At 41.7% G+C, this 13,142-nt stretch carries 15 protein-coding genes; 2 read left to right on the top strand and 13 right to left on the bottom strand.

What is annotated here, in order from left to right; translation table 11 throughout:
- Positions 1-74 precede the first annotated feature (74 nt).
- A complete protein-coding gene (locus ACGEDC_RS07455) occupies positions 75-1,178 on the top strand; it encodes an acyl-CoA desaturase (protein WP_119969492.1) in 1,104 nt (367 codons plus the stop codon).
- 130 nt (positions 1,179-1,308) lie between these two features.
- On the opposite strand, the gene ACGEDC_RS07460 is transcribed toward ACGEDC_RS07455, so the two are convergent.
- The 4 genes from ACGEDC_RS07460 to nudE form a co-directional block, all read right to left on the bottom strand.
- The gene (locus tag ACGEDC_RS07460; RefSeq protein ID WP_394497419.1) at positions 1,309-3,174 is read right to left on the bottom strand and encodes an MFS transporter; all 1,866 of its coding nucleotides are present in this window, start codon (positions 3,172-3,174) and stop codon (positions 1,309-1,311) included.
- A gap of 96 nt (positions 3,175-3,270) precedes the next feature.
- Complete coding sequence (locus ACGEDC_RS07465; protein WP_394497421.1) at positions 3,271-3,786, bottom strand: TetR/AcrR family transcriptional regulator; 516 nt, start codon at positions 3,784-3,786, stop codon at positions 3,271-3,273.
- Positions 3,787-3,948: 162 nt separating this feature from the next.
- Positions 3,949-4,758, bottom strand: a complete 810-nt coding sequence (cysQ, locus tag ACGEDC_RS07470) for a 3'(2'),5'-bisphosphate nucleotidase CysQ (RefSeq protein ID WP_394497423.1) — start codon at positions 4,756-4,758, stop codon at positions 3,949-3,951.
- 111 nt (positions 4,759-4,869) lie between these two features.
- Complete coding sequence (nudE, locus tag ACGEDC_RS07475) at positions 4,870-5,418, bottom strand: ADP compounds hydrolase NudE (protein WP_055024209.1); 549 nt, start codon at positions 5,416-5,418, stop codon at positions 4,870-4,872.
- Between the two features lie 79 nt (positions 5,419-5,497).
- Here nudE and yrfG point away from each other — a divergent pair, with 79 nt between their 5' ends.
- Positions 5,498-6,163 carry a GMP/IMP nucleotidase gene (gene yrfG / locus ACGEDC_RS07480; RefSeq protein WP_394497426.1) on the top strand — a complete coding sequence of 222 codons (666 nt, stop codon included), beginning with the start codon at positions 5,498-5,500 and terminating at the stop codon, positions 6,161-6,163.
- A gap of 67 nt (positions 6,164-6,230) precedes the next feature.
- On the opposite strand, the gene ACGEDC_RS07485 is transcribed toward yrfG, so the two are convergent.
- The 9 genes from ACGEDC_RS07485 to gspF form a co-directional block, all read right to left on the bottom strand.
- The gene (locus ACGEDC_RS07485; protein ID WP_055024207.1) at positions 6,231-6,992 is read right to left on the bottom strand and encodes a type II secretion system protein N; all 762 of its coding nucleotides are present in this window, start codon (positions 6,990-6,992) and stop codon (positions 6,231-6,233) included.
- Positions 6,993-7,004: 12 nt separating this feature from the next.
- Positions 7,005-7,481, bottom strand: a complete 477-nt coding sequence (locus tag ACGEDC_RS07490; RefSeq protein ID WP_055024206.1) for a type II secretion system protein M — start codon at positions 7,479-7,481, stop codon at positions 7,005-7,007.
- A 1-nt stretch (position 7,482) separates the two neighbouring features.
- Positions 7,483-8,685, bottom strand: coding sequence for a type II secretion system protein GspL (gspL, locus tag ACGEDC_RS07495; RefSeq protein WP_080917178.1), 1,203 nt, complete (start codon positions 8,683-8,685; stop codon positions 7,483-7,485).
- Between the two features lie 63 nt (positions 8,686-8,748).
- Positions 8,749-9,750, bottom strand: a complete 1,002-nt coding sequence (gene gspK, locus ACGEDC_RS07500; RefSeq protein ID WP_080917541.1) for a type II secretion system minor pseudopilin GspK — start codon at positions 9,748-9,750, stop codon at positions 8,749-8,751.
- Complete coding sequence (gspJ, locus tag ACGEDC_RS07505; RefSeq protein ID WP_055024204.1) at positions 9,750-10,484, bottom strand: type II secretion system minor pseudopilin GspJ; 735 nt, start codon at positions 10,482-10,484, stop codon at positions 9,750-9,752. Before gspJ ends, gspK begins: the two co-directional genes overlap by 1 nt.
- Positions 10,465-10,833 (bottom strand): type II secretion system minor pseudopilin GspI, encoded by a 369-nt coding sequence (gspI, locus tag ACGEDC_RS07510; protein ID WP_055024203.1) that lies wholly within the window; start codon positions 10,831-10,833, stop codon positions 10,465-10,467. Before gspI ends, gspJ begins: the two co-directional genes overlap by 20 nt.
- Positions 10,820-11,395, bottom strand: coding sequence for a type II secretion system minor pseudopilin GspH (gene gspH / locus ACGEDC_RS07515; RefSeq protein WP_065110537.1), 576 nt, complete (start codon positions 11,393-11,395; stop codon positions 10,820-10,822). The genes gspI and gspH overlap by 14 nt, the downstream gene beginning before the upstream one ends.
- Positions 11,396-11,415: 20 nt before the next feature.
- Complete coding sequence (gene gspG / locus ACGEDC_RS07520; protein WP_055024201.1) at positions 11,416-11,850, bottom strand: type II secretion system major pseudopilin GspG; 435 nt, start codon at positions 11,848-11,850, stop codon at positions 11,416-11,418.
- Between the two features lie 65 nt (positions 11,851-11,915).
- Positions 11,916-13,139 carry a type II secretion system inner membrane protein GspF gene (gene gspF, locus ACGEDC_RS07525; protein ID WP_055024200.1) on the bottom strand — a complete coding sequence of 408 codons (1,224 nt, stop codon included), beginning with the start codon at positions 13,137-13,139 and terminating at the stop codon, positions 11,916-11,918.
- Positions 13,140-13,142: the final 3 nt, after the last annotated feature.

The following is a 13,142-nucleotide window of genomic DNA, read 5'->3' on the forward strand; positions in this document are numbered from 1 at the left end:
GGGTTGACCATATATTGAGGGTAAGTTAAATTAGCGTACAACTGTACGCCCAATAAGATTTTTGGATTATCTTAATGAAAAAACCACCGATTATTTGGTTAAACACATCACTATTTGCACTCACGCTATTAGGCGCTATTACTTTGGTTCCATGGCGTGGCATGACCCATGGATTTGAGGCCATCGAATGGATAGCATTTGTCGTGCTTGCTTTTGCAAGTGGCTTATCGATTACTGCGGGGTATCATCGCCTTTGGTCCCATAAAGCTTATAAAGCACATCCTGTCATGCGATTCTTATTTGCGTTGGGCGGAGCTCTTGCACTACAAAATAGTGCGCTGCATTGGTCTTCTGATCATCGAGTTCATCATAAGCACGTCGATAACAACGATAAAGATCCTTACTCTGCTAAAAAGGGGTTTTGGTACAGCCATATTGGTTGGATGCTACGCGAGTACCAAGCTAGTCGCTACCATGACTACAACAATGTTCGTGATTTACAAAAAGATGCCATTGTTATGTGGCAGCACAAACACTACTTATCATTGGTTGTCTTAATGAATATTGGCCTGCCTGCATTTTTAGGCTGGTTAAATGGTGACATTATTTCAATGGTATTAATGGCAGGATTACTTCGCTTGGTTGTCGTACATCACTGTACTTTCTTTATTAACTCACTGGCTCACATTTGGGGCAGTCAGCCATATACCAATAAAAATACGGCTCGAGATAATGGTGTTATCGCATTATTAACCTATGGCGAGGGTTATCATAACTTCCATCATATTTTCGAAAATGATTACCGCAATGGCATTAAATGGTGGCATTACGACCCAACAAAATGGCTCATTAAGTCGATGCAATGGGTTGGCCTTGCAAGTGATTTAAGAGTGGTTCCTCAAGAACGAATAGAAAGTGCCAAATTACAAATGCAATTACTTAGAGCTCAGGACAAAGTGGCGCATTTACCTAACTGTGACGAGATCATTGCTAATTTCCAAGCTGAATATGAACTCATGAAGCAGCACTTGATGGAATACTATCAAGCTAAAAAGAGTTTACTAGAAGCCAAGCGCAAAGAATTGAGCGTCCAGCAGCTAAACCTGCAAGTTGAAGAGTTAAAAGCACGCCTGTTAGCTCAAAAGAAAAACTGGAAAAGCTTAACCGCTGCATATTAACGTTAGTAATTATCAATATTGTGAAACGGCTACCTTACTCGGTAGCCGTTTTTTGTTTCGCCAGAATGAATGTCACAACACACATTCAGCACTCTGCCATGAGCATATACGTTATCGGGTCATTGACCCTTTATGACTTGCGCTCAAACAACTCACTTACCTGCTGATGCAAACCATGGCGACCTAATTCAACTCCATTTACAGTCTCACCAATGTTGACTTCAACTCTCGACCAGAAACGCTTTGGTCTCGTCGTTAAAGCATGACCACCTTTATGGCTAAAGTATGATCCCCATAAGCCTTTTAACGCCATTGGTGTGACGGATACAGGGTCAGCAGCTAGGATTCTTTCAATACCAGGTCTAAACTCAGCAATATCGCCATCGGCGGATAATCGACCTTCAGGAAAAATACACACAAGCTCTTCGTTATTCAGCGCTTGATGAATGTGTTCAAATGCCTGCTCATAGGTCTTTTCACATTGTTTTGGCGAACAAATCGGAATAACACCAGCATGACGGAACAAATATTTTAAAAGTGGTATTTCACTAATAGACTTATCCATAACAAAACGCATCGGTCGCGTTGAAGATCCCATAATAATCAGTGCATCAACGTAACTCACATGGTTACACACAATAACACCTGCTCCCTGAGCTGAAATATGTTCACGGCCTGTTACGTTAACTCGGTACATGACATGGCTAAGAATATAGCTCACAAAGCGTTGAGCAAACTCAGGCACCTGTGAATAAACATACAAAGCCACCACAGTATTCAAGGCTGCAAGTAATAAGAATAACTGTGGAATGCTCCATTCTAAGAGCCCAAGCAATACGATGGATAACACCGCAGCAGTTACCATGAAAAAGGCATTAACAATATTATTTGCTGCTATAGCTTGTGCGCACTCGCCTTTTTCTGCTCTAGACTGAATAAAGGCATATAACGGAACAATGAACAGTCCACCACTTAGGCCCACCATAAATAAGTCAGCCATGACTCTATAATGCTGTGATGCAGCAATAAAAGTGCTAAAGCTATACACGGTACTCAAATCAACCGGCGCTGGCGGTATAGCAAAAATTAAATCCACACCAAATACCGTTAACCCCAACACGCCAAATGGAATGACGCCCAATTCAACATGACCATAAGAAACTCGCTCACAAATCCACGAGCCTACCGCAATGCCAATTGAAAATAACGCCAGTAATAGCGATACCACTGTCGCATCAGCATGAAGGTGTAACTTGGCAAAATTAGGAAATTGAGTCAGATAAGTTGCACCTAAAAACCAAAACCAACTGATGGCCAAAATTGCCATCCAAATACTTGGGGTTTGACGCACTTTAGCAATACTGCGCCAAGTACCAGAAAGTGGCGTAAAGCGAATTTTTTCAATCTTGCCTTGAGGTGGTAAAGCTGGAATTGCTCGACTTGATAGATAACCAATTGCAGCAAGAGTGACAACGGTTGCAGAAGCAGCTACTAAGCTATTATCACTCGCCACAATTAACCCTGCAGATAACGTCCCCACAAGAATTGAAATAAATGTCCCCATCTCAACCCAAGCATTACCAGTAACAAGTTCATTTTCTTTTAGCGTTTGTGGCAATAAAGAATATTTAACAGGGCCAAAATACGCAGACTGCGTGCCCATTAAAAACAGGAGTAATAACATCACCAAATAGCTTTGAGACAAAATAGCGACCGCAGCACATGACATGATAATAAACTCAATCAACTTTAATCGTCGTATGAGCATGGCTTTATCAACATTATCAGCCACCATACCTGCGTGGGCTGAAAACAAAAAGAAAGGTAAGATAAAAACACCCGCCGCCAGATTTACAAACATATTAACGCTAATGGGTAATTCGTTAACTTGGCTATAAGTCACCAATAGCAACAGCACATTTTTATAAATGTTGTCATTCAGTGCCCCAAGACACTGAGTAACAAAATAGGGAAAGAATCGTCTAGTGATTAACATGCTGCATCCTTGTTTTTTGTCATTCCTAAAATGTAGCCTTGTACATGACTACTGAGCATTGCTGGTAATTCGGTTTCAGTGGTAAATAACTTTCCATCAATCGCTAAGCAAGTTAATCCATGAATCCCCCCATAACACTCGGCTCATTAATGTAATTTGTTGTTCTGACGCTTTTCCAAAAACATGTTTTAACTGCTGCGAAATCAATCCAAATAATGAATCAATAGCGTGCTGATGACTAGATGACAATGACACATTGTCTGGCGCTGAAATTTCAAACACGAGCTTAAAGCCAGCCTTATGTTCAAAAGCAAATTGGCAATATCCATGTGCCATGGCTTCTATGATATCGATAGGTTCATCTTGAGAGCAGTCAACATCAAGATCGGCTATGTGTTGGTATAAGTTCACCAAAACTCGCTCAGAAACACGTAAGAGTAATTGTTGATATGACCCATAGATATTAATTAAGGTACTAGGTGCATAGCCTATTTGACTGGCCACTTTGCGAAGTGACAAACCATCAAGCGAAGCTGCTTGTAAGTATTCCATGACTGCAACTATGGCCATCTCATTAATTTCTTCATGAGTATGTTCCTTCCTTCGCGCCATCATAATCCCTATTGTAATTAACTAATGTGGTTAAACTAACAACAAACAAAATAAAAAACAATGTTCATAATAATTTTTTATTCACTCAATAATCATAATGAGGCTTGTTCAGACGCAAAAAAGCCCTCAGTAGAGGGCTTAGGGCATAGTCGAATACAAAAATTATTTAGTGAGAATATCATCCCAAGCTAAACTTGGACTGCCAACAACGATAAAGTTAGGGTTTTCGAGCGTTTCTCGTTCGTTATAACTCATTGGCTGTAAATTGATATCCATTAACGCACCGCCAGCTTCTTCAAGAATAATTTGCGCAGCACCAGTATCCCACTCACCTGTTGGGCCTAGGCGTACATAACAATCGGCACGTCCTTCAGCAACAAGGCAACTCTTTAACGCTGCGCCACCAAGGACCACTAACTCACAACTATTAGGATGACTTAATAATTTAAGCACTGACTGCGGATCTTGACGACGACTCACTGCAAGTTTCAAACCTGACTGTTCAATGTCACCAATTTGTCTGCTCATGATACGAACTTCATTCTTAGTATCACGCTTATACGCCCCAAGCCCAGCAATGGCGTAATAACAAACGTTTGTCATCGGCACATAAACAATCCCCATAACAGGGCGATTATGTTCAACGAGTGCGATAATAACGGAAAAATCACCGCTGCCGGCGATAAATTCACCAGTACCGTCTAAAGGATCAACCAACCAATAACGCTGCCATTCAGCACGTTCTTCAAATGGAATATCGGCAGCTTCTTCACTCAAAACGGGAATATCTGGGGTTAATGCTGCTAGGCCGGCACAAATGATTTCATTTGCCGCTAAATCAGCTGAAGTAACAGGCGTATTGTCTGACTTAATTTCTCTGTCAAAGTCACCTTTGACATAAATATCTCGAATTTTTTGCCCTGCTTCAGTGGCAATTTTGATGACTTGTTCAATTACTTCTTCTGGCTTCATACCCACTCCAATCGCCAAATAATACGCTGAATACTGTCAAGTTAGTCCAACTTAGGCTTTTTTAGTAGCTTTCATCGGCTAATATTTTGTTTTTATTTTAATTAATAACCGCTATTTTGCTAAAAACTGCTGTGCAAGAAATAATGCACTGACACTTCGTGATTCAGAAAAGTCAGCATCTTCAAGCAAGGTTTGCCAATCTTCTAAAGGATATGGAATGACCTCTATTGGTTCAGGCTCATCACCTTCAAGGCGACTTTCATATAAGTCTTCTGCAATAAAAATCTGCATTTTACTGGCAAAGTAGCCAGGCGCTAAACTGAGTTCTTTTAATAAAGTCAGTTTGTTACTGGCAAAACCGATTTCCTCTTGTAGCTCTCGGTTAGCAGCTTCAGCGGCCTCTTCTCCAGGATCAATTAAGCCTTTAGGGAAACCCAGTTCATAATTATCGGTACCTGCGGCATATTCTTTGGCTAACAATAATTGACCTTGATGCACAGGGACAATCATTACTGCACCACGGCTACCGCCACTCATTCTTTCATATTGACGCTCTACGCCATTAGAAAACTTTAAGTGCAGCTGCTCAATTTGAAATAGACGACTTTTTGCTACTATTTCACGATGAAGGATGTCAGGCTTTTTATGCCGAGTTGTCATTCAAACCTCATATATGACGAATTTAGATAGACAAGTTACAATCTTACTACCCTAGCTATATTCTACAACTGGAATTTTCATGTTTCCTTGGCATAAGATAGACACAGTTTTACTCGATATGGATGGCACCCTACTCGATTTACACTTTGATAATCACTTTTGGTTATCTTTAGTGCCACAACAATTGAGCCAACAGCGGCAGATATCAGTAACTCAAGCGCAACAATTAGTCGAGCAATCTTACCAAAAGGTAGAAGGAACATTAGATTGGTATTGCATTGATTATTGGCAAGAAAAGCTTGGTTTGGATATTTTAACTTTGCATTATTCCTTGGCAGAGCGAATTCAAATGCGTCAAGACAGTATGCCCTTTCTTAATGCACTAAAAACAGCAGGGAAACAGCGGATATTAATGACAAATGCTCATCCCAAAAGCTTAGCATTAAAACTTGAACATACTGAACTAGCACACGGACTTGATGCAACTTTTTCAAGCCACGAAACAGGCTACCCTAAAGAGCACCCTAAATTTTGGGAGCATGCAATTAGTCAATTCAGTCTTAATCCAAGCCGTTGTTTATTTGTTGATGATAATGAGCACATTTTAGAAGCGTCGAAAAAAGCGGGAATTGGTTATCAACTTGGTATATCCAACCCTGACAGCCAAAAACCTCATAAAGACTTTGTCGACTTCCCTGCCATTCATGATTACCAAATGCTGCATCAGGATCTGCTCGACGCGTAGATTACTTTTGGAATGAAAAACAAAAAAGGCATGTGATTAACATGCCTTTTTTATTGAAGCTGCCAGTCTACATACCTGGAATTACGCCGTTATAATTAATCGGGTAATATCCTTGGCTATCTTGCTTACCTAGGAAGGATAATGCTTGAGTAAGATCTTCTGGTTGTTCTGGTGTTGGCTTAATTTTAGCGCTGACAGAAAAGCGATTACTTTCGCCTAAACTTGCAATCCCTTCAATACCCATTTGGTTCATTGTGTCATCAGTATTTAACTGCACCATGCCATCAATACACTTCAACCCTAATGCAATGTTACCTAATGGATACTCTCCAAACTGGTTTTTTACATCAATACGATTTAAAAATAACTTACCTGACAGCTGTTCACACCATGGCTCACCTTGCTCAAGACGTTCAACAATCAAGCTAACATCACCATTCACTTTCGTTCTGAATGGCAGACGGCTATTACCTAACAAAAATGAATTTGGCGCTTCAAAACGTAAGTTTTCAGCTGATATACCTGATAACGACCAAGTGATATCCCCTTGTCCACTGACTGCTGTCGCACGATTACCAATGTTGACATCAAGATTCACTTGGCCAATAAACAATGCCCATGGGTTCATGTCCCAGCTCACTTGTTCAATGATGCGACGATCAATAGATACCAGCTCAGCATGACCTTGCCATAACGTGCCTGATACACCACTCACTTTTATGTTATTAGGTAACGGCGCAATGCCTACTACCCAATTAGCAGGAATGTAAGCCACCATAAAGGCGAGATAAATAACAACGCCTATTACTATTTTTTTAATCAAACTCACTACAATACCTGCTTACTTAGACAGCTGAATACGACGTACTTTGACAAAACCGGCCACATCAGACTCTGATAAATCCACACTTTCAAGAGTTAAGCCTTTTTGTTCAACCAGCTCATGTAAATAATTCAATAAGCTGTCAAAAGGCACATCATCCATCCACAACTGGATTTTATCACCCTGAGGCTGCATTCGTGTGATTTCTAACTTATATTGACCCGCAAGCTGATTGACCACGGAACTGAGGCTGCCAGTTGACGTTGGTTTCGAGCCTGATTGCTTCAAACCTGCGATTTTATTAGCCGTTTGTTTGACATAGTTGAGTGTTTGTAACTCTGATTGGTGCCTCATTTCAGCATTTTCAGCCGCTGAAGAAATCGGGCTCCAAATTCCCCAATATAAAATACCAATAATGACAAACACACCACAGCTGGCGACAAGCTGCTGCTCTCTGAGGGCTAAGCCTTTCCACCAAGCTTGCAAATTTTCCATCTTATTTGCCCCTCAATGTTAGGGTTGTATTCACTTCGTCTTCACCGCTATTGATTGCACCCATATCAAGGTCATATCGTGTTTCAACTAACTCTTTAAACTTATCGACTTGGTCATAAGTTTTGGCCGTCACTTGCATACGCAGTTCATTACGGTTGGCATCAAAACGTAAAGAATTTGGTTTTAAATCCGGTACCTTTTCAAAAGCATCTTTTAAGCCATCAAGCATTTCAAAAAATGCTGCTCCACCACCCTGGCCTTGCATACTGCGTAACTGGGAATCCATTTGCGAGCGGATATTAACAATACGATTAATACCTGGACTGACTCTTTTAAAAATCGCTTCACTTTGTTGCTTAACTTCAGCAGTTTGCGCTTCTAGCTGATAAATCGTTAAGCCTTTATTGACTAGAGATAATACGATCGCTATCGCCATAATGATGGCGACATTACGCCATAACATTAAATGCTTACTGTATTCACGCTTTGGCTGATAAATGCCACTGAGTAAATTGATCGGCGCTTGGATAATGCCTTTAGCCAAAACCATCATAGGTAAATCTAAAGGTTTAGGCTCAACTTCCGCTCCCATAAAGACTAAATCTTCGCTGTAAGCTGCAATATTGAGGGGAGCTTGATCTTCTTGCTGTTCAGGCATCAGTTGAGGTAATGCAAAATCTAACCATGTTTTAGGCAGACTAACACCGCTTCCTTCACCCGTGCGTAATAACAGTTCATCACCCATATCCAGTGCCGCCCAGCGACACTGTTCTAATGGTAATGCTAAACAATCAGGTACGATACGTTTTACCTTCATACCGGCATCAAGCAGCCAAGATAACCAATCTTGCATTTGCTCATGGGCAACTGCAACCACGTTCAGCTGCTCACCATCACGTGGCCCAACGACAAAGTGCATATCTTCAACATCAGATGCAATCGTTTCTTCTAGCATAAAAGGCAATGCTTTCAATGCTTGGCGCTGGTTTTTCTCAGGTAATTCAATTTGAGTCAATGTCATGCTTGACGCTGGCACTAATACATCAACAGGGCGATTTCCAGCACGCTCAGTTAAACTTGATAGGCTTGCTGCATCACTTAACTCGCCAGAGGCGATAATTTCTTGCTCCTGCTCTGACCAAACTAGCCAAGAACATGGGCTTTCTGATGTTTTACCTAATCGGATAAAAAGCCGTTCAGACACTGTTACTCTCCACTGGCTGCAAGGGTTTCAAAAAACTGTGCAGCGGGTTGTTTCTCTTATTCATTACTGTTGCCCACCATACTGGCGAGTCAACACGTCAAATTTATCACCGCTTCGCTGTAGCACACTGTCCATTCTGAACATGGCATTATCAACTTTAGCGCCCGCTTTCAGTAAAAAGAAATTACTGTCCACTACAATACTCGATTTCATATTGCTCTCAGTCGCTAAACTGGCAAGCGTATTATTCTCCCAAAACTCTGCAGCAGTTTCGAAACCATCTGCAGGTCTTTGGTTAATCAAGCTTTCGGCATCACTCAATGAAATTTTGTTATCTAACATGCCAACAAGTAATGCGGCTTGTTCTACTTCAATGGTGTTGACATTCAATAACTGTTGGTTATTACCTGGAATCGCGCAAATATAAGGTAATAACGTGGTATACACTTGCTGGTTATAGCCAATCACCGCCCTTAATTCACTATGATGACTCATCAAAGTATTCGCTGCTCGATACGGGATATTACGCGATTCATAATCCGCATCTTCAGCACCATAAGGCATAGAAACAGTGTCATCATCAATATAATCAACCAAGGTATGAGTCAGCCTTTCTGCACCAAACTCGTCCATCCCCAGTGCGACTAATAACGCTTTATATTGGCTTGCCGCTAAACTGAGCTTGGGCTGACCATTCTCAACCTCTGTCGAAGTCACAGATAACGCATTGATATTGAAACAGGAGCGCATATCCTGAATTTCGCCACCAATTTCACCGTACTCGGCAGGAAAAATAACATCAGCCAGAGCCCAATATTGTTGGCGATGCACAGTGCCATCACTGTCTTCCATATCTTGCTTTAAAATCTTTTTCGCTAACTCTTCTGCAGAAATAGCATACCAATATGCTTGGTCATATTGCGCCAAGTTTAACGTTCGGCGCATAGATAACTGGTTACGGCTGGTGATGTTGGTAGCGATAATCACAACCAATGCCACAATCAACAGTACAACTAATAACGCCACTCCGCGCTGTTTACGAAACCCCGGTAATTGTGACTTCATCATGTGTCGTCACCTTCAGTCTTTTCTCCGGTTTCATCAGTGTCGCTGCTATCGCTATTGTCACCGTTATTGCCACCACTATTACCACCGCTGCCGGTGCTTGAGCTATCTCCACCTTTAGGTAGTAAAAAACGACGTTCAATGGTGCCTAAGCCTTCAATCTCAACTTCCATCGCTATCGCAAGCGGTAAGGTAGAAGCATCAACTTTTCGCTCCCATTTATCACCTACAAAAAATGAATACTCAATGGAAACGACATCTTTCACGATTAAACTTTTTAACGGCTCTGCACCGACCTCTGGCTCTGGGTAAGGATAATACCAACGCTCTAAGCGGCCATCTTGAACAACATAAGCAACAGACTGCAAACTACCACGAGGTAACATGCCATCTGGATTCAACCAACCTAAGCGGAAAAACACTAAGGCTTCAGTTTCAGAATCCAGCATATTATCACCGGTTTGAAATACAGATGTTGTACGCTCACCATCAAAACCACGCTGAGTTCGCGCCACGATTTGGCCTAAGTCTCGCTCAATAATCCCAAAACCTTGTTGCAATGCTTTGAGTCGAACCGAAAACTCTTTGGTCGCTTCATCATTTTTCATCACAGTCGATAGCACAGCATTGGCGGCCAATCCGATCATGGCGAAAATGGCTATTGAGATCAGCATTTCTAATAGGGTAAACCCTAACTGATTATGCTTTTGTGATTTAACCTTCGTTGTGAACATAACTACTCACTTGGGCAACGGTTCGGTTAAACCTATCTTCATCGCTCACTAAAATTCTTATCATACGGAAATTGTCGTCTGTGGTTTTAACCACTTCTTGACGCCAATACCAATCTTTTCCTGCGAGTTCGACTTGGCCATTTTTAGTACCAAGTTCAGGAAATTGCTGAATTAATCTGGCTTCAACCATCTGATTACTCGCAACCCATTGCGCAAGGGTTCTTTCTTCTAATATCGGTAGGTTCGCCATTTGATCACCGATACTTTTGGTGACGGCAACGGCTGCAATCGAAAACACTGCTAACGCAACGATGACTTCGAGTAGCGTCATGCCTTTACAAGTCTTCATCGAAACTTCCTAGCGCTAATCGTCCCATTGCGTCACCGACAACTAAGACTTCAACTTCTTTGCCATTGGCATCATCAGTTAAAAAACTCAATTCAAATGTCGACATTTCACCGCTTGGAAATAACAAAATTTGCGGCTCTGGGTTTTTCTTCTTGTCTTCTTTGCTTTCATCAATGAGTGGCTCATCGAACCATGACTCATCTTCTTCATCGTCTTGTACTAATGGCAAACCGTCCAGTAGTAGGCTCATCATGACACCTTCCTCCATTTGTTGTGGAGCAAGCTGTCTATCGCCTGTTAGCGGTTCCCATTTACCGTCTTTGTAATATACAAATTGGTATTCATCTTCTTCTACGACAATCCCTAAAAACTGGCCACTGAGGATGGTTTCTTCAATCACTAACTCAGTGGTTGCTATAAATTGTCGAGCTGTTTTAGTTAACGCCTGCTCTGGTCCTGCTGTGCTCGTCGTCATGGTGACTGCTGCTGCAGTTAAGCCCATCAGCAGTGCAACCAATAACACCTCTAAAAGAGTGAACCCAGCTTGGCGTGTAAACTTCATTGAATTATCTCAAGCTTCCATTACTGGAAGTTTTGTAAATTCCAGTTACCAATATCGTCTTCAGTGCCCACTTGTCCGTCAGGACCTGCACTGAAAATATCGATACGACCATTCTCACCTGGGCTTAGTAGGTAATAATCATTACGCCATGGGTCTTGTGGTAAACGCTTTAAATAACCATCTGGACGGTAGTTACGAGGCTCTGGCGAAGACGTTGGCTTTTGCACTAATGCATCTAAACCTTGGTCAGTTGTTGGGTATACACTGTTGTCTAAGCGGTACATATCCAATGCATTTTCTAAAGCTACAATGTCTGAAACTGCTTTTTGTAAATCCGCTTTATCTTTGTTACCCATTAAGTTGGGAACAACCATTGAGGCTAAGATACCCAGAATAACGATTACCACCATCACTTCTAAGAGGGTAAAACCACGTTGTTTACGATTGACTTGCATTGACGACTTCCTCCGATACGCACGACAAAGTGCGTGATAAAAATTACCTTAATAACCTAATCGGTTTAACCACTGATCAAGTTATTTAATTCTAAAATAGGCTGTAAAATAGCCATGACAATAAACAGCACCACTGACGCCATGCTAACAACAAGCATAGGTTCGAATACCCCTAATGCGATGTTCACATTAGATTCAAACTCACTGTCTTGGTTATCAGCAGCACGTTCTAGCATTTGCTCTAACTGACCACTTTTTTCACCCGATGCAATCATATAGAGCATCATAGGCGGGAAAAGTTTAGTATTTGTGAGCGCAGCCCCTAAACTAGTACCTTCACGTACTCTTGCAGTTGCATCATCAACTGCAGCGCGTACTTTCACATTCAATAATACTTCACTGGCAATTCTCATCCCTTCAAGAAGCGGAACAGAACTCGCAGACAAAATACTTAATGTTCGTGCAAAACGAGCGGTATTGATGCCCTTGCTGACCTTACCTATAACTGGCGCCTTTAATAACCAAGTATCAAAGTGCATCCGAAAGTTCGGTTTTTTGAGCATCTGCTTAAACAGTACAAACGCTGCGAATAACAGGCCTAGGACGACTAAGCCATATGCTTGCACAAAATCAGAAGCTAAAATCAAGAACTGGGTCGTTCCTGGTAACTCTTGCCCCATATGCTCAAATTGCCCCACAACTTTTGGGACAACGGCTGCTAATAATACGGCAATGACGCCAATCGCAACGACGGTCAATACAATTGGATAAATCATTGCTTGAGTGAGCTTTGACTTTAATTGCTGACGACGTTCGGTGTAATCCGCCAAACGGTTCAATACCACTTCTAAATGGCCTGACTTCTCACCAGATGCCACCATTGCACGATATAAATCATCAAAAACATGGGGATATTCGGCAAGTGAATCTGCCAAGCTATAGCCTTCAACAACACGAGAACGGACGGCCATCACTAGACTTGCAAGCCTGTCCTTTTCACACTGTTGGCCTACTGCTTTTAATGATTCTTCAATCGGCAAACCAGCTGCAACCAGTGTCGCTATTTGGCGTGTAATAAGTGCTAACTCTGCAACTGAAATACCACGTTGGAATAATTTAAAGCCACCCGTTTTAGCTTTTGCTTCTTTCTCTGCAACCGGTTGTAGCTCTATTGGCATCAAGCGCTGTTCACGTAATTGACTACGTGCATGGCGAGCAGTATCAGCTTCAATGACGCCTTTTTGTTGTTTGCCATTGCTATCAAGGGCTTTATATTCAAACGCTGCCATTGA

The sequence above is a fragment of the Shewanella sp. ENK2 genome, assembly GCF_043568515.1.
Taxonomy (GTDB): domain Bacteria; phylum Pseudomonadota; class Gammaproteobacteria; order Enterobacterales; family Shewanellaceae; genus Shewanella; species Shewanella japonica.